This is a genomic window from Pseudoxanthomonas sp. GM95 (genome assembly GCF_900109775.1).
Lineage (GTDB): Bacteria > Pseudomonadota > Gammaproteobacteria > Xanthomonadales > Xanthomonadaceae > Pseudoxanthomonas_A.
Map to the genome: position 1 here is coordinate 1,521,994 of NZ_FOAX01000002.1, position 17,533 is coordinate 1,539,526.

Sequence of the window (17,533 nt, forward strand, 5' to 3'; positions counted from 1 at the left end):
AATGGGGAATATGGGGCGAGGCCTGGTTGGCCTTGCGTGCCTGCTGCTGATGCAGTTCAGCGTGGCAATCGACAGCGCAGCAGCAGCTTCGGCGGCTTGCACCGCGATCAACAGCATCGGGCCCGGGACCAGGGCGGATGTTCGCTACACCTTCGAGCCCAATCAGTTTGTCGCAGGTGACACTGTCAGCCTGAGCTTTGATGACGACGGTTCCCAAGTCGGGACGGCAGCTCCGGACGCTGACAAGGTCGTGACTTATGACACCATCTACAGGAACTTCTGGAATCACTATGGTTCGGACGGTCCTGCTGCTCATTACGCCAAGAACTTCGACTCGGCTTTTTTGACTGGCGGCGGATTGGTACTCCTTCTTCGCACCGGTGCTTCCTTCAGCAACTTCACGATCACCTGCGGCAACACGGCCCAGGTGTCGATTATCGTGTCGCCAGCGTCCGGGTCATTGCCGGCCGCCTCCTACGGGACGAGCTACTCGCAAACCTTCAGCGCCACCGGTGGCACAGCTCCATACACCTTCGCCCTGACTGGCGTATTGCCGCAGGGACTGTCGCTGTCTTCGAACGGTCAGCTGAGCGGCGCGCCGACCCGGGCTGGGCAGTACAGCTTCTCGATCAAGGCCACTGATTCGGCCAGTACCCCGAACTCGAGCAGCTCCAGCTACAGCCTGACGGTCGGCAGTGCCGTGCCGTCAGCGCCGCAGGGCGTCTCGGCGACCGCGCAGGACAAGCAGGCAACCGTGACGTTCACCGCACCTGCCTCCGATGGCGGCGCCACCGTCAACGCCTACATCGTGACGTCATCGCCAGGTGCGATCACGGCGACCGGCAGCGCCTCGCCGATCCTGGTGACGGGGCTGACCAACGGGACCGCCTACACCTTCACTGTGACTGCCAGCAACGCCGCTGGAGCCAGTGGCGCTTCTTCGGCCAGCAATGCAGTCACGCCCAGGTCTGAGCAGACCATCAGTTTTCCTAACCCGGGCGCACGCAACTACGGCACCACATCGGTCCTTTCCGCTTCGGTGACATCGGGCCTGGAGATCCAGTTCACCTCCCAGACCGCCGAGGTCTGCACGATCTACGGCAACAACCAGGTTTTTGGCGTCAAGCCTGGAACCTGCATCATCACTGCAGGGCAGGAGGGCAATGCGGCCTATCTGCCAGCTACGCCTGTCACCCAGTCCTTCCCGATCAATGCGCTTGCGCCAGGTGCGCCAACCATTGGTTCGGCCACTGCGGGTGATCAGTCGGTCGTGGTGAACTTCACAGCGCCCAGCTATACCGGTGGCGAGGCTGTCTCCAGCTACAAGGTCACCGCGAGCCCGGGCGGGTTGAGCGCTACCGGCAGCGCATCCCCCATCACGGTGACAGGCCTGACCAACGGGACGGCCTACACCTTCACTGTCGCGGCGAGCAACAGTGCGGGGCCTGGCGCCAGCTCAGCTCCCAGCGCAAGCGTGGTTCCCAGAGGGGAGCAGACTTTGAGCTTCCCCAATCCCGGGAGTCGGGACTTCGGAACGACCACGGTGCTGTCGGCTTCGGTGACCTCGGGGCTTGAGATACTGTTTACCTCGACCACGCCGAGCGTCTGCACGATCTACGGCAACAATCAGGTCTTCGCCAAGGCGCCGGGCACCTGCTCGGTCACCGCGAGCCAGGCCGGCAACCAGGCGTATCTGGCCGCCGCGCCGGTCACACAGTCGTTCGCGATCGTGGTCCCCGGTGGCGCCGTAGCGGTGACGACCAGCACGATCCCCAATGCCACAGCGGGCAAGGACTACCAGGCCGCGCTGACCGCGACGGGTGGGGTCGCGCCATACACCTGGTCGCTGATTGACGGCATGCCAGCAGGCATCGTTCTGAGCGAGTCCGGTGTGCTGAGCGGTTCGGCGAACACCGATGGCACTTTCAGCATCCAGGTACGCGTGACCGACGCGGCCGGTCAAACGGATGAAGCGCGCGTTCAGCTGATCATCGACAAGCCGGCCATCTCCATTACGCCTAGCAGCCTGCCGTCTGGCAAGCAGGGTGAGGTGTACAACCAGAGCCTCACCGCTGCTGGCGGCACGGCGCCGTATCAGTTCGCCGTTACCTTCGGTGCGTTGCCGGCGGGTCTGTCCCTCTCTGACGCGGGCGTGTTGAACGGCACGCCATCGGTCAGTGGCAGATTCAATGTGCAGATCTCCGCGACAGACCGCCAGGGCTACTCCGCGACGCAAGCCTTTGCCCTGGTCCTGACTGAAAACGCCCCGGTCCTGACCGCTGACACGGCGACCACCGGCGCAAACGCGACGGTTTCCATCCCGGTGACTGCCAACGACGCCGGCTCGGTGTCGAGCATTACCATCGCCCAATCGCCAACGCATGGGTCGGCTGCGGTCGACGGCCTGGAGATCGTCTACACGCCGGCGAAGGACTACTTCGGATCCGACACCCTGGCCTATACCGCCACCGGTCCTGGCGGTACTTCCCAGGCGGCCTCGGTCAACATCACCGTCACTGCAGGCGCGCTGCCGGCTGTGGCGGACAAGACGGTCACGCTGCAAGCCGGAAAATCAATCACCATCGATGCGGCCGAGGGTGCAAGCAACGGACCGTTCACCAACCTTGCCATCGTTGACCAGCCCAGCACTGGCACCGTGGCGGTTCAGGGCACCAGCCTGACCTACACCGCGCCCGACACTGCATCAGGCAATGTGACTTTCGGCTACACCCTGTCCAATGCCTTCGGTGTTTCGGCACCGGGGCGCATCGCGCTGCAGGTCAACCCGACGCCGGTGGCTCCCTCCATCGTGCAGTCAGCCGTGGCGGGCAGAGCCAGCACCATCGATGTCACGGCCGGCGCAAGCGGAGGCCCGTTCACCGCGGCGGCCGTCGTGTCGCTGCAGCCGGCCAGCGCAGGAACCGCCACGATGACGCAAACCGCGGGCGGCTACGCGCTGACCTTCGTGGCAAACGAGCTTTTTAGCGGCACTGCAAGCGTCTCCTACACCCTGTCCAACGCGTTCGCGACTTCGGCCGTCGGTGTGGTGAGCTTTGCCGTGCAAGGGCGCAGCGACCCGTCCAAGGACGCGCAGGTGGTGGGCGTGCTCAGCGCCCAGGCCGATGCAACGCGGCGCATGGCCACTGGCCAGATCAGCAACTTTCAGCGACGCCTGGAACAGCTGCATAACGGACAGCCTGCAGCGGGCTTTTCCAACGGAATCACCCTGACCTCGGCGAGCGCGATCGCCGCAACGACCATGGCCGATCGCCGCGGCGAGCGCACGTTTGGTCCGAGCGCAGCTGATGATCTCAACGTCACAAGCAGCAACGTCTCGGCCGACCAGAGCGCAATGGCGCCTGCCGGTGGGACCGCAGGCCTGCTGCCAGGCGGCGCTTCGGTATGGACCGGCGGCGCAGTCAATTTTGGCAAGGCTGGCTCGACCAGGGGTGACAGCAGCACCGACTTCACGACCTCCGGCCTGAGCATGGGTGCAGACAAGGTGGTGGCCAACGGTCTGATCATCGGCGCCGGCGTCGGCTATGGCCATGACGACACGGACGTGGGAACAGAGGAGAGCAACTCCAAAGTGGAGAGCTACTCTGCTGCGGTCTACGCCAGCTACCGCCCCACAGACGCGTTCTTCATTGATTCCTTGATCGGTTACCAGTGGCTGACGATGGACACCGTTCGCACTGTGTCTGACACCGACGGGCGTGTGGTGGGCAGCCGGGATGGCAAGCAATGGTTCGGCTCGCTGTCGATGGGCTACATCCTGCGGTCCAAAGACATCCAGGTGACACCGTACGGCCGGTTCGAGGCTGCGCAGGCATCGCTGGATGGCTTCACTGAGCGCGGCGACAGTATCTATGCGTTGAATTACCAGGCGCAGACGATAAAGACCAGTACCGCCAGTGCCGGTGTATTGGCGCAGTTCTCGGTCAAGCGTGATTACGGCGTGTGGGCGCCCCAGTTGCGCGCCGAGTATGGGCGCGAACTCGAGGGCTCCAGTGCTGCCTTGATGTCGTATGCCGACCTGGTCGGTGGCAACGTGTACCGGGCCAACCTGCTCCAGCAGTCCCGCGATCACGCGCTGCTCGGCGGTGGCGTTGGGCTGCAGACCCTGGGAGGTTGGAATTTCATTGCCGAGTATCAAGTGCAGCTGGAGTCCAGCACGGGGAACAACCAATCAGTTCGTTTCGGCGTCGAAAAGAAGTTCGACCACTAAGCCCAGATCGGATCTGCAAACAAGGAGGCGCATCGCACCTCCTTGTTTGTTTCTTTGCACGAAAATGATCCTGGCTGCAGGGAAGAGTGCGAGCGGCAAAGCCTCCTTTTCGCCAGGGCGCGCTACCAACCCAGGCCTGCTACCGTTGGGCCATGACTGAAGAAGGCGCCTTCCTCATCTGGGATGCGGTCTCGATGGCCTGGACCGAGATCGGGCTGGATCCGGCTGAGTACGACCCGATCGCGCTCAAGCTGGTTGAGCAAGGCGTGACCCTGAAGGATCTACGGAGCGTTGCGCGTCGGGACGTCTGCGGCGCCTTTGCGCTGGACTCGGTCCTGATCTTCCCGTGCATGCTCTGGATGATCATGCCGGATTGGGGCTATGCAGAGCCGTACCTTCGCAGGCGGATGCAGGCGTGGAGGAAGCATCCAGCCTGGGTCCAGTACCTCCATCCCATGCGCTGGATCGGGTATCCGATTGCGTTCGGATTTTCGGTCGGGGTTCGTTCGCGCCTGGAGCGCGCCTTGGGACGCGCTTGGGCGCTGCAGCAGCCATGACGGCCTTAACCAAGTGCCGCGATCGTTGGCTTTATTTCGCGCTTGTGGCCCTGGTGATCGCACTGGGCCTGGCGTCCAGGCGATATGCAGCCTTGATGCCTAACTGGCTCGGAAAGTATCCCGGCGATGCCCTCTGGGCGCTGATCGTTTTCCTGATCCTGGGTGCTCTGTTTCGGCGCGGATCCACGACCTGGCTGGCGTTGCTCGCTCTTGGAGTCTCGTTCGTAGTTGAGTTCGGTCAGCTGTACCAGCCGGCATGGCTCATGGACGTGCGCAGCACGACGCTCGGTCACCTGGTGCTCGGCTCCGGATTCCACCTGCAGGATCTGGTGGCCTATGCGGCGGGTGTGGCGCTGGGCGCGATTGCCGAAAAGGTCCTGATCGGCGCGCGGAATGGGTGAGGGCTTGACCGGCAGTCAAGGCGGGCCGGCGACAGCAGCGATCGAGCGACATCGGTTAGCTCCGGCATCAGGCCCAAGCTTGTTAACCCTGAAACGTTTGCGGGCGTTGTCTGGCGCCTTTGCCGACTCGGGGTTGAGCAGCTGAGCCCCAACCATTGCAACGATCAGGAGCAGCTGCGTACTTCGCTGCTGGCTCGCCGAACCCTTAGATGAGGTTCTAGGCAGAATGGTCCGCTCAAAGGCGGGGGCGGCTGCTTAGCACAGCTTTGCTGTGCGTGCGGAAGAGGCGGCGCCGCGGTCTTTCCGGTTCAATTCACTCGCGCCATACCTTGGCCGCGCGCACCCAAGGGCAGTTGCTGAGACGGAGCATGGACGAAACTGCATCGCCGGGCTTGCCAAGCGGGTGTAGGCTTTCTGCTGCCGCCCAACGCAGGCAGCTTCGAGTCGCGGCGTGCTTTCGAGGCCAACTCCTGAAGCTGGAACACAGATGCACTACCTCATCGAGCTCATCAACCAGTACGGCGTGCTGCTGGTGTTCGCCTGGGTCTTGATCGAGCAGGCTGGCTTGCCGATTCCCGCTTTCCCGGTGCTGGTGGTCGCAGGCTCCCTCGCTGCTTCCGGCGAGCAGTCCCTTGCCATGCTCGGCGCGGCCGCGGTCCTGGCCTGTGTGATCTCGGACATGGCTTGGTACTACGCCGGCGCGCGCTACGGTGCGCGCGTGCTCAGGGTGATGTGCGGCCTTTCATTGACACCGGATGGCTGTGTCGCCCAGACCGAGTCGGCGTTTGATCGCTGGGGTGCTCGCTCCCTGATCGTGGCCAAGTTCATTCCTGGCTTTTCGACGGTCGCCACCGCCATGGCCGGTGCGACGAAGATCCCTCGACGCGCTTTTGTCGCCTACGACGCCTTGGGGGCACTGCTATGGGTGGCGGCGGGGCTCGCAACCGGTTGGATCTTCTCGGGGGCGGTCGACCTGGTCCTCGACACCCTGGCCAGCCTCGGGCACTGGGGCATGCTGCTGCTAGCAGGGGTGCTTGCCCTCTACCTTGCCAGAAAGGCGTGGGATCGATTCGCCAGTCGAAACGACCGCGCGGTGGTGCGTCTGTCCGTGCAGGAGCTCAGCGCCATGATGGAGAGCGGGCAGGGCGTGCTCCTGCTGGATGTTCGCCAGAAAAAGCTTTGGGAGCAGGAGCGCATCCTCGGCGCGTCGGCCTTTGAGAGCATCGACTGGGACGCACCCTCGATGAGTGCTTATCGCAACTCCCCGGTCGTGGTGTATTGCGACTGCCCGTCCGAGGTCTCTGCCGTCATCGCGTTCCGCAAGCTGCGCAGCATGGGATTCAACCAGGTCTTTCCTTTGGGAGGCGGGCTCAGTGCGTGGCGCCAGGCAGGCTTTGAGGTCGAGCGTGAGGGCGCGCTGGATCCAGCACCGACCGTCTGAGCTTGGTTCGAGGGGCACCGTGCGGTTGGATATAGCCGGTGGCGATGCCGATGCGGGCCAGTGCCATCGGCAGGATGGAGAGCGCGATGCAACGGGAAAGCGCATTGGTCCCAAGCTGGTTGGGATGGCACAGCCATCTGGCTTGGCGCCCTGAGTCGAAGGGCCTGGGTCCATGATCTCCGCCGGCCGCACCGGCGTCAGATCCATCTTTCCCCTCCCTGGGTCCGGACAAGCCGGGACCTGGGCCGACTATAGCCCAGGTCTTGTGACACAAGTTCTAGTGCGTGGGATTTGACCTACGTCGAGGGGCGCGCAGCCGCACTCTGCGCGCACGCCCTCGACGCAGGTCATTGCTCTGAGAGGCAGAGCAGGGACGCCGGATCAAAGACGATCAAGCAGCGCCTGGATGCCCTGCGCGACGATTGCGCGTTCCTCATTTGGCGGGCCGCGTGCGGCCTTGCTCAGTAACAAGTCCGCTCGGGCGGCCAGGTCATGGCCGGACTGTTCGGTGCAAATCAGTTCCAAGGCAGCACATGTCACGCGTTCCTAGATCAAAAACATGTCCAAGGATGATCCCCTTATCGCCCGCAGCCCCCCCGCGGTTGGCGGGATCGCATCGGATGGATAGGCCACAGGCGGCAACGATTCTCATCGCCAAATGCGGCCTTTCAAAACCTCTTCGATGGCACCAATCCCGCAGGAAACAGGTCGCAATCCGACGGTGGTGGTTGGCAGGGCAGCGCACTGCGCTTCAACGCGATGAGCCGAGGTCCCGTCCTTCCATGACATGCCGTTCGCCCGTGCCCCGGTAGCCTCCGTCCACCTGTATAGACATGGCGCGCGATGAGCACTGCATCGAGAAATTCCCAGTGGATTGGACTGGTCGGCTGGCTCGCCGTGACGTCGGTGGCCGGTGGGCTTGGCGCCATGGCCTCAGTTCAGGCTGCCGCATTCTATGGACAGCTGGCCCAGCCGACGTGGGCGCCGCCGGCCTCGGTGTTTGGCCCGGTCTGGAGCATCCTCTACCTGATGATGGCGCTCGCAGCCTGGCTGGTCTGGCGGGTAGGCGGCTGGAAAATACAGCGCCGGGCTCTATGCGTGTTCCTTGCCCAGCTCGCGCTCAACGCGTTATGGAGCTGGCTGTTCTTCGCCTGGCACCTGGGCGGCTATGCGTTCTTCGACATCATCACGCTCTGGCTGCTGATCGTGGCGACCATCGCCCTGTTTTGGCGGGCCAGGCCGCTGGCCGGGATGCTGCTGCTGCCTTACCTGCTCTGGGTGACCTTCGCCACTGCGCTGAATTACGCGGTCTGGCAGCTCAATCCCGCAACGCTTGGCTAGGCGTTCCCAAGCCATGCGCTGGCTGCGGCTAGCGCGGACGACCGAGGCGTCGGTCGGATTGATCTAATCCTGGCTTCTGCACCAGGGGGCAGCGATCGTCACTGGTCGTGGCTCTCAGGCAACTGAGGCCTGCAGCGCCGCTGCCAGCGCAGCATCACCGCTGACCAAATCGGTCCATGACAGCTCCAATCCCTTGCGCTTGCCCTTGGGCACGAGTTTCATGCCATTGGCATCAATGGTGAGCGTGTAGGCAAGCTCGTTGATGGTCACTTCTCGGCGAACCGGCTTATCCAGGGGTGTCATGTTGGATCCTCGAGTGCAGTGCCGCCCATGGGCGAGGGCTAGTGTGGCCCTTGTAGATGATGGGACCGCAAAGCTCGTGAGCACCAGCTTCGTCCCGTCGAAGTGGGCGTTCGGTTGACGGCCATGTGGGTGGTGCTGGTTCGCGCAAGCCTGATGGGATCGTTGCGCGAGGGATCGGGCAATAAGCCCCTCCAGCTCAACCCGTCTCCAGCGGTGAGACAGGCTCAAGCGAGAGTTCGCTCCATGCTGCAAAACCTTCTCATCGAAACCCGTGCCCGCTACCTGGGACCGGCCGCTCAGGATCCGGCTCCCTTGTCGCGTCCCATCAGCGCCGTGCGCATCCAGCTGGGCTTTCCTTCGCCGGCCGAGGATTTCCAGGACGACGAGATAGACCTGAATCGCGTGCTGGTCCGCAATCCGGCGGCAACCTACATGTACAAGGCAGAGGGCTGGAGCATGCTGCACGAAGGGATCTGCGACGGCGACATTCTGTTGGTGGACCGGTCAGTGACCGCGCACGACGGCGATATCGTCGTGGCCAGCTGGGATGGCAACCAGCCTGCCTGCAAGGTGCTCAGGGTGGCCGTGGACCATATCGAGCTGCATAGCCGCAATCCCCATTTCCAGCCGATCGTCCTGTCGCCCGGTACCGAGGTCGAGGTGTTCGCGGTCGTTGGCGTGGCCCGCCAGATGCGGCGGGGCGGGGGACGCGGCCTGTTCTGATGTTTGCCCTGATCGATGGCAACAACTTCTACGCCAGCTGCGAGCGGATCTTCCAGCCCGAGTTGCGTGGCCGGCCGCTGGTGGTACTGAGCAACAACGACGGTTGCGCGATCGCGCGCTCGGAAGAGGCCAAGGCACTTGGCATCACCATGGGCCACCCGATCCACAAGGTCGAGCCACGCGTGCGGCGACAGCTTGCGATCCGTTCGGCCAATTTCGGCCTTTATGGCGACATCAGTTCGCGCATCGGCGCGATCCTGCGTCAGGCGGTGCCGCGGGTGGAGGTGTACTCCATCGACGAATCTTTCCTGGACCTCGCCGGAATTGCCCAACGCAAAGCGTTGGCCACTGAACTTCACGAGCGGGTGCAGCGTTGGACGGGAATCCCCAACTGCGTGGGCATCGCCCCGACCAAGACCCTGGCCAAGCTGGCCAACCATGTCGCCAAGGATGCCGCGCGCAAGCCGGGCAGCTATCCGGCCGATCTTGCGCGAGTCTGCGATTTGGCGGAGCTGTCGCCCAGGCAGCTCGATGCGGTCCTGCGCGCCACGGAAGTCGGTGATGTATGGGGGATTGGCCGTCGCTGGGCTGCGCGGCTCCAGAGTCGTGGCATCGCAACGGCTGCTGATTTGCGGGATGCGCCCAGCGAAGATCTCCTGTCCGAGTTCGGCGTGGTGATGGCCAGGACGCAGCGCGAGCTCCAGGGGCACTCATGCCTTGAACTGGCCGAGGTGGAGCCTGACCGCAAGCAGATCCTGGTCAGTCGCTCGTTCGGCGAGTGGATCGGCGATCCTCAGCAGATGAGCGAGGCGTTGGCGACTTTCGCCATGCGCGCGACCGAGAAACTCCGGGCGCAAGGCCTGACGGCCGGGGTGGTGGGCATCTTCGCCGAGACTGATCCGTTCAGGCTGGGAATGCCCCAGCACAACCCCAGTCGGACCGCGCAGCTGACCTCGGCCACGTCCGACAGCCGGTTAGTGCTTGGCGCAGTACGCCGTCTGGGAACCTCGCTCATGCGCGCCGGATATCGCTACAAGAAGGCGGGCGTGTTCCTGGCTGACCTGGCAAGGCCTGATCAGCTCCAGGACGACTTGTTCGCGCCTGCCCGCGCTGGCAACGATGTGCTCATGGAGACCTTGGACGCCATCAATCGCAGGTTCGGCAGGAACGTGGCTGGCCTGGGGGCCAGCGGCTGGCAGCGATCTGCATGCTGGCATTCGCGGCAGGAGTCGCTGTCCGGACGTTTCACCACTCGCATGGCTGACTTGCCTCGCGCGCGGTGTTGATGAGCTGCGCGTGCACATTTCACGACGGGCTGCGGTGACCGATCACGTTGACTTCGCCCGGCGTCTCGCAAGATCGGTCTTCCCCACAAATCAAGAGAAAAACCGATGCGTTTGCGAGCTTTTGCCACACTACTTCTGGCGACCCTGGCGCTTGCTGCCTGCAGTGATCCCGGCGACAAGGCCTCGCGGACCGCGCCTGCCACTGCACCCACCCCCACCACGGCCACGGTGCCGGGCCAGCTACTGGAACCGACGACCGATCAGAGCCAGATCGCCGGCGTGGCCACGACCATCAGCCAGTCTCAGATCGACCTGGCCCAGCTGATCATCGATCGCAAGATCGAAGGGCCTTTGGCGGATTTTGCAGTTGAGCAGCAGCGAGTGCATCGCGCCATGACCGAGAAGCTTTCTGCGCTGGGCGCCAGCAAGGCAGGCGAGCATGTGCAGGTGCAGGCGGGCAAGGGCAAGGCATCGATTGAGTCGCTGCGGAAAATCGAGGATCAGAAGGAGCTGATGAATTCCTACATCGCAGAGGTTGTGCGCGATGAAGAAGACGCCCTGAAGCAGCTGGACGCCGAACTCGTGCCTGCGGCGCAGGGAGATCTGAAGGCCTACCTGACGCAGTCTCGCAGCGAGATTGCTGCGCAGCTGGAAAAGGCACAGGCCCTGGCGTCGGCCCGTTACTGAGCCAACACGGTTCGCGATGCTGCCAGACCGGTGGAAAGGTATTCCCCGGCGTGGCAGCACGCGCAATCAAATCGAACAGTGATGGCCCTGTAGGGCGGGCCAGTCGGGCCGGCCGTCATGCAGCGCTTGGAAGCGCTGGACGGGCGTCGCGCTTCCTAAAAATGAAGGGGCGATCAACTTGGATCTTCGGGCCGAGACCGGATGCAGGGCATGCACCCGGTCGGGCAACGCAAGCTACTGGGCGTTCGGCTTGCACTCGAAGACGGTGACGCTCCTCGGTGGCGCCAGGAAGTCGGTGGATCCTCCGGGAAGCGCATCGATATCCAGTTCAAGGTCGGTGGAAAGCTTGAGCTGCCAATGGAGCGCCTGGTCAGCGTCATCGGGCAACTTGAAGCTCACCCCTTCGTGGTAGGCATTGATCAGGATGAGCAGGGTGGCGTCATTGGCGTACTCACGCACGCCTGAGACCTGCGCCTTGCCCTCCAGTACGAGCCCGATCGAGCGTGCACCGGGGTCACCCCAGTGATCAGGCTGCATCTCATCACCGCCCGGATTGAGCCAGGTCAGATCCTTCATCCCGGCGTCTTCGTTGTACTGGCCGTTGAGAAAGCGTCCCCGAGTCAGGATCGGATAGCGCTTGCGTAGCGAGGTGAGCTGGCGGACGAACTCTGCGAGCCTGCCTTCGCTGGGGTCGTGTTCCCAGTTGATCCAGGTGATCTCGTTGTCCTGGCAGTAGGTGTTGTTGTTGCCGCCCTGAGTCTGGCCACGCTCGTCACCGGCCAGCATCATCGGCGTGCCTTGCGCAAGCAGCAGGGTCGCCAGCAGGTTGCGTGACTGGCGCTCGCGCAGCGCATTGATCCCGGCGTCTTCGGTCTCACCCTCGGCGCCGTAGTTGCACGAGGCGTCGTTGTCGGATCCGTCGCGGTTGCCTTCGCCGTTGGCGTCGTTGTGCTTGTCGTTGTAGCTGACCAGGTCGCGCAGGGTGAAGCCGTCGTGGGCGGTGATGAAATTCACCGACGACCAGGGGCGCCGGCCTCGTCGATCAAACAGGTCGGCCGAGCCGGTGAAGCGGGTGGCGAACTCAGCGAGCTTGCCCTCGTCGCCCTTCCAGAAGCTGCGTGCGTTGTCGCGGTACTTGTCGTTCCACTCGGCCCAGCCGGGCGGGAAGTGCCCGACCTGGTAGCCGCCTGGGCCGCAGTCCCAGGGCTCGGCGATGAGTTTGACCTGGGACAGCACAGGGTCCTGGCCCGCGGCATCGAGGAATCCGCCGCGCTGGTCGAAGCCGCTGGGCTCGCGCCCCAGGATGGTGGCCAGGTCGAACCGGAAGCCGTCGACGTGCATCTCCTGCGCCCAGTAGCGCAGCGAGTCGTTGACGAACTGCACTGCCCTGAAGTTGCTCAGGTTGAAGGTGTTCCCGGTCCCGGTGTCGTTGATGTAGTAACGCTTGTCATCGGCCAGGCGGTAATAGCTGGCATTGTCGATTCCCTTGAATGACAGGGTCGGCCCAAGCTCGTTGCCCTCGGCAGTGTGGTTATAGACCACGTCGAGGATGACCTCCAGCCCCTCCCGGTGCATGGCCTTGACCATGTCCCGGAACTCGTCGCGGTGGCCCGAGGCCAGGTAGCGCGATTTGAGGGCAAAGAAGCCCAGGGTGTTGTAGCCCCAGTAATTGCGCAGATCCTTATCCTGCAGGTACTGGTCGTCCAGGTAGGCGTGGACCGGCAGCAGCTCCACAGCCGTGACGCCGAGGGACTTGATGTAGGACAGGACCGGTGCCTGCGAGAGCCCGGCGAAGGTGCCCCCGAGCTGTTCGGGCACGTCGGGATGGCGCTTGGTGTAGCCGCGGACATGGGTTTCGTAGATGACCGTTTCGCTCCACGGGCGAAGCAGGCGCTCATCGCCCTCCCAGTCGTAGTCATCCTGGACCACGACGGCCTTGGGCATGAAGGGCGCGCTGTCGCGTTCATCGAAGCTCAGGTCACCGTCGGGATGGCCGATGGTGTAGCCATACAGCTCGTCGGCCCATACCAGGTCGCCGTCGATCTCGCGCGCATAGGGATCCAGCAGCAGCTTGTTGTGGTTGAACCGATGCCCCTCGGCTGGCGCGTAAGGACCGTGGACGCGGTAGCCGTAGCGCTGTCCGGGTTTCACGTCGGGCAGATAGCCATGCCAGATCTCGTTGGTGTACTCGGGCAGCTCGATGCGGTGTTCCTGGTCGTGTTCGTCGAACAGGCAGAGTTCCACCTTGGTGGCATTTGCGCTGAACAGCGCGAAGTTCGTGCCTTGCCCATCGAACGTCGCACCACGTGGGAATGGGCGTCCCTCGCGCACGCGGGAGGGGGTGACGTATCGGGTCTTGGAAGGGGCGCGCATGAGAGGGGCTCTGGAGTCGGTTGCACCATTGCAACGCGAGCGGTCCGAGCATCGATCCCGGCACGTGCAGGAGGCGTCAGTACCGCAGCGGAAAGGACTGATCTGCATGCAGGCAGAGCTGGCCCTGCCGGTCATCGCCGTGGCGGTACAGAGCCCCCAAGAGCGCTTGGTCATTCCGATACGCTGCGCGCAGTCTGTGCTTTCTTCACCTGTTCATCTCAACACCTCCCTTCATGCTTCGGAGGATGAAATCAGGAGCAGCCGCTGTGGAGCAAACCTTCGAAGAGAAGCATCTTTTGTTGGTGGAAGACGATGCGACCACGGCCGCCATGTTGACGGACTATCTAGTGTCCCATGGATATATGGTCGACCTTGCGGCTGACGGTCACGAAGGTCTCAAGCTTGCTGGGTGCCTGCATTACGAGGTGATCGTGGTCGACGGGCAGCTGCCACGCATGGATGGACTGGATCTTTGCCGAGCGATTCGGGAGAGTCTTCGCAAGACCACGCCCATCCTTTTCTTGTCAGGCCGCGACCAGGTCAACGATCGTGTTGCCGGATTGCAGGCTGGTGCGGATGACTACCTGGTCAAGCCGTTTTCGCCGCTGGAATTGCAGGCGCGACTGAAGGCGCTGGTGAACCGCCAGGCGCGTCGGGTCGTTTCGTCGACCATGACTGTGGCCGACCTAACGCTTGATACCCAACAGCACGTAGTTCGCCGCGCTGGAAGACTGCTTTCGCTGTCGCCGATCCAGTTCCAGCTGCTGACTGTGCTGATGAAGGCGTCGCCTGGGATCGTCAGCCGCAGCGAGATCGAAAAAATCGTCTGGGGCGGGGAGATGCCCGACACCGACACGCTGCGTAGCCACCTCTACACCCTGCGCAAGATCATCGATAAGCCTTTCGATCAGCCCCTCCTTCACACGATCGTTGGCTTCGGCTACAGGCTTGGGCTGATGGCTCCGTTCGCTCCGGTTGATCGGACTGCAAATCCGCATGCGACATCGGCGGTGCTCGCTTAAAGGAGCGCCATTCAAGGCTGGGCACTGACACGAATACGAAACATGACAGACGGGCCGGTGCTATACGACAACGTAGCGGCAACCATGCACGCAATGAAGAATCCACGGCGCATCTGTGTCAAACGTTAATTCCGTCTTCGCTTCAAACTAGCCTCAGCGTGCAGGGTCGTAACAGACTTGCGAACAGGCTGAGATCTCCAACTACCCGTCGGAGATCGACATGGCAACGGACAAGAAGCGCGACATCCTCAAGACCCTGCGCGGAGAGCACGACGAACTCCGCACGCTGTTTAAGCAGATCAACAGCACCACCGATCGCGCGATAAAGACCCGCGAAGAATTGCTGGCCAAGGTGGAGTCCGGGCTGCTTCCTCATGCAAAATGGGAAGAGGATGTTTTCTACCCGGCCATACGGGACCGGGCTGATCGCGATGGCAAGAAGGCCATTGCAGAGGCATATCTGGAGCACCATGCGGTCGAATCTATCGTAATGCCCGAAGTCAAGGCTTCAGAGCCCGGTACTCCAGAATTTGCCGGTGCGGCGAAGGTGTTCGGCGAACAGATCGGCCATCATGCGAGTGAAGAGGAGAGCACGGTTTTCAAACTGGCACGAGAGCTGTTCAGTGCCGCGGAGCTTTCAGAGTTCGATGAGCAATACGAGCAGTGGAAGGGTTCAGCCGCCGGGGTCGCGAGCGTCGGCGCCGCGAAGGTCAAGGGTGCGATCAAGACCGCGGGGCGCACGTTGGCCTGAAACAGTGCTGCACAGCAGCGTGATCATCCTGCTAAGCCCAGTCAAACCTGAGCTGATGTGGAGCATGACTAGCCGAACCCGAGCTTTAGAGAGAACGACTTGAAAAACGCCATCTTGACCGACCCAGGCGGGATTTCTTTTTGTGCCTAAGAAGACACTCAAGCTCGCGACTTTCAACGTCAACGGCATCAACACCCGTTTGCAGAATCTGCTGCGATGGCTGGAAGTTGAGCAGCCTGACGTGGTTGCGCTCCAGGAGCTCAAGGCCACCGACACCGCGTTTCCTCGTGCCGAAATAGAAGCGGCCGGATACGGTGCGATTTGGCAGGGGCAGCAGTCATGGAACGGTGTTGCATTGCTTGGCCGGGATACCGAGCCTGTCGAAAGCAGGCGAGGGTTGCCTTGGGATCCGGCCGATACCCAAAGTCGCTACCTGGAGGCCGCCATTCATGGAGTGGTGGTCGCAAGCCTGTATCTGCCCAATGGCAATCCCCAACCCGGCCCGAAGTTCGACTACAAGCTCGGCTGGATGCAGCGGTTGAACAGGCACTCGCGCTCGCTTGTGGAGTTGCCCCATCCGGTCGTGCTCATGGGCGACTTCAATGTGATCCCCACCGATGACGATGTCTATGATCCGAAGTCCTGGAAGAAAGACGCGCTAATCCAGCCCGAGACACGAAAGGCCTTCTCGGAACTGCTGCAACAGGGATGGACCGATGCACTGCGTGATGTGTTCGGGCAGGAGCGTGTTTACACCTTCTGGGATTACTTCCGGCATCACGCCGAGCGCGATCGCGGACTGCGTATCGACCACCTGCTGCTCAACCGCAAGCTAGCGGGTGGGCTGAAGGAAGCTGGTGTTGATCGTTGGGTCCGGCTTGAACCCCACGCCAGCGACCACGCGCCGACCTGGGTGAAGGTCACCATCTAGATCAACGTTTCGCCAAAACGTTGTGCCTGCTGATCAATAGGTGCACTTCCGCAGCTTCTTTCGAAAGCAAGAGATGCACACCTCGCTTGATCATGCCAGCGAGTAGGGCTGGCCAGGTTGCGCGGCTCGCGGTGGAAGCGGCCGAGAAGAAATACCGTGGTCAGATTGAGCACTGACTTGTGCTTCGGTGATCAGGGGGCTACGGCCCCCTTTTTCTTTTGCCAGTGGCGCTTCTGCGCATTTGATTAATTTTCGGGATGATCGGGTAACGGCCATACATGCTTGGCGGTGAAAATCCCGATGGCGATGGCCGACATAGCGAAGACGGCTGCTATGACCAATGACCACCCGACGTAGTAACCGGCGCTTATCAGTGCCCCGGCGATGATCGGTCCAACGATGCTGGAGACGGCCATGGCCGAAGTGCTAATGCCCATCAGACTGCCTTGCTGGTTTGGCGCAGCTGTAAAGGTGAGTGCAGCAGTCAATGTCGGACGCGCGAGCGAGGAGGCAAAGCTGACGATGGCGACCGATCCAAACAGGCCGATCAAGCCAGGGGACACCGCCAGAAGAACAAACCCTGCGGCCATGCTTGCCAGACATGCAATGGCTAACCCGCTATCGGAGATCGCCCGTCCAATGCGTTTCATCAAGAAGAGTTGTACGAAGATGTTGATTGCGCCTGCAACGGTGAAGAGATAGCCAACCTCGCGTGCCTCCATAGCCGCTCCGGCCCATTCGAAGCGTGCATTGACGAACAGGGCGAGCTGGGAGATGTACATCGAAAATGCCAGGAAGAAGGCCGTGAGGATGGAGAGTGTGGCCAAGGTTGCTGGACTGCTCGTTGCCAGGATGCTCAAGCGCCGGTGAGGCGAAGCAGGGATGGGCTTCTTTCTGTCTTGGACGAGCTGGTCGGCAGGTAACAGGACCATCGTGGTGATCAGGCTGGCGCCGGAAAGCAGGGCCGCAAGCCATACAGGGGCGGCAAGTGATATCGAAGCGAGCATGCCCGAGAGCGACGGGCCGACGATCAGCCCGATTCCCGCCGCGGCGCTGATGACCCCAATCGCCTGCTTTCGCGTTCCTGCCTGGCTGCGATCGACCGCATAGGCCGTGGCCACCGACATGTTGCCTGAGGTCAGCCCGTCAAGGATGCGGGCGATGAAAACCAGCACCATTCCTCCGGACAGTGCCAGCATTACCAGGCTCAATGCAGTACCAGCCTGGCTGGCCAGCAGCACCTTCTTGCGACCGATGCGATCTGAGAGCCTGCCAAGCCACGGGGCAGCGACAGCCTGCGCCAGCGAAAAAGAGGCGGTCAGCAGGCCGATGACCAACGCAGTGGCGCCGTAATGGGCAGCGTAAAAAGGCAGCAATGGGAGGATGACGCCCATGCCGATGGCGTCGATCGAAACAATGCAGAACAGCGGGACCATCACTTGGAGATCCAGCTTGGACGTGTCGGGTGTCATTGCGCTTTTCCTCGGGC

The 17,533-nt window shown here is 62.5% G+C and carries 13 protein-coding genes and 1 pseudogene; 11 read left to right on the forward strand and 3 right to left on the reverse strand.

What is annotated here, in order from left to right; all coding sequences use genetic code 11:
* Nucleotides 1-10 precede the first annotated feature (10 nt).
* From BMZ17_RS14650 to BMZ17_RS14670, 5 genes are all read left to right on the forward strand, one after another.
* A complete protein-coding gene (locus BMZ17_RS14650; RefSeq protein ID WP_175485600.1) occupies nucleotides 11-4,228 on the forward strand; it encodes an autotransporter domain-containing protein in 4,218 nt (1,405 codons plus the stop codon).
* Nucleotides 4,229-4,380: 152 nt separating this feature from the next.
* Nucleotides 4,381-4,785 carry a hypothetical protein gene (locus tag BMZ17_RS14655; RefSeq protein ID WP_093139373.1) on the forward strand — a complete coding sequence of 135 codons (405 nt, stop codon included), beginning with the start codon at nucleotides 4,381-4,383 and terminating at the stop codon, nucleotides 4,783-4,785.
* Nucleotides 4,782-5,186 (forward strand): ribosomal maturation YjgA family protein, encoded by a 405-nt coding sequence (locus BMZ17_RS14660; protein ID WP_093139375.1) that lies wholly within the window; start codon nucleotides 4,782-4,784, stop codon nucleotides 5,184-5,186. The genes BMZ17_RS14655 and BMZ17_RS14660 overlap by 4 nt, the downstream gene beginning before the upstream one ends.
* Nucleotides 5,187-5,673: 487 nt before the next feature.
* On the forward strand, nucleotides 5,674-6,627 hold the full coding sequence (locus BMZ17_RS14665) for a rhodanese-like domain-containing protein (protein WP_093139378.1): 954 nt from the start codon (nucleotides 5,674-5,676) through the stop codon (nucleotides 6,625-6,627).
* A gap of 843 nt (nucleotides 6,628-7,470) precedes the next feature.
* Complete coding sequence (locus BMZ17_RS14670; protein ID WP_093139380.1) at nucleotides 7,471-7,968, forward strand: TspO/MBR family protein; 498 nt, start codon at nucleotides 7,471-7,473, stop codon at nucleotides 7,966-7,968.
* Nucleotides 7,969-8,082: 114 nt separating this feature from the next.
* On the opposite strand, the gene BMZ17_RS14675 is transcribed toward BMZ17_RS14670, so the two are convergent.
* Nucleotides 8,083-8,271: a hypothetical protein gene (locus tag BMZ17_RS14675; protein ID WP_093139383.1), complete on the reverse strand. Its 189-nt coding sequence runs from the start codon at nucleotides 8,269-8,271 to the stop codon at nucleotides 8,083-8,085.
* Between the two features lie 123 nt (nucleotides 8,272-8,394).
* Between BMZ17_RS14675 and BMZ17_RS14680 the strand changes: the two genes are divergently transcribed.
* From BMZ17_RS14680 to BMZ17_RS14690, 3 genes are all read left to right on the forward strand, one after another.
* The gene (locus BMZ17_RS14680) at nucleotides 8,395-8,994 is read left to right on the forward strand and encodes a LexA family protein (protein WP_254775311.1); all 600 of its coding nucleotides are present in this window, start codon (nucleotides 8,395-8,397) and stop codon (nucleotides 8,992-8,994) included.
* Complete coding sequence (locus BMZ17_RS14685) at nucleotides 8,994-10,280, forward strand: Y-family DNA polymerase (protein ID WP_093139388.1); 1,287 nt, start codon at nucleotides 8,994-8,996, stop codon at nucleotides 10,278-10,280. Before BMZ17_RS14680 ends, BMZ17_RS14685 begins: the two co-directional genes overlap by 1 nt.
* A gap of 105 nt (nucleotides 10,281-10,385) precedes the next feature.
* Nucleotides 10,386-10,967, forward strand: coding sequence for a DUF4142 domain-containing protein (locus BMZ17_RS14690; RefSeq protein ID WP_093139390.1), 582 nt, complete (start codon nucleotides 10,386-10,388; stop codon nucleotides 10,965-10,967).
* 234 nt (nucleotides 10,968-11,201) lie between these two features.
* On the opposite strand, the gene glgX is transcribed toward BMZ17_RS14690, so the two are convergent.
* Complete coding sequence (glgX, locus tag BMZ17_RS14695; RefSeq protein WP_093139393.1) at nucleotides 11,202-13,340, reverse strand: glycogen debranching protein GlgX; 2,139 nt, start codon at nucleotides 13,338-13,340, stop codon at nucleotides 11,202-11,204.
* 266 nt (nucleotides 13,341-13,606) lie between these two features.
* On the opposite strand from glgX, the gene BMZ17_RS14700 reads away from it, so the two are divergent.
* The 3 genes and pseudogenes from BMZ17_RS14700 to BMZ17_RS14710 form a co-directional block, all read left to right on the forward strand.
* Entirely contained in the window at nucleotides 13,607-14,362 is a 756-nt protein-coding gene (locus BMZ17_RS14700; protein ID WP_256371057.1) for a response regulator transcription factor, read from the forward strand.
* Between the two features lie 220 nt (nucleotides 14,363-14,582).
* On the forward strand, nucleotides 14,583-15,113 hold the full coding sequence (locus BMZ17_RS14705; protein WP_093139396.1) for a hemerythrin domain-containing protein: 531 nt from the start codon (nucleotides 14,583-14,585) through the stop codon (nucleotides 15,111-15,113).
* Nucleotides 15,114-15,255: 142 nt separating this feature from the next.
* Nucleotides 15,256-16,041: pseudogene (locus tag BMZ17_RS14710) on the forward strand (exodeoxyribonuclease III); the annotation flags it as partial.
* A gap of 248 nt (nucleotides 16,042-16,289) precedes the next feature.
* On the opposite strand, the gene BMZ17_RS14715 reads toward BMZ17_RS14710, so the two are convergent.
* Nucleotides 16,290-17,516, reverse strand: coding sequence for an MFS transporter (locus BMZ17_RS14715; RefSeq protein ID WP_093139400.1), 1,227 nt, complete (start codon nucleotides 17,514-17,516; stop codon nucleotides 16,290-16,292).
* Nucleotides 17,517-17,533 lie beyond the last annotated feature (17 nt).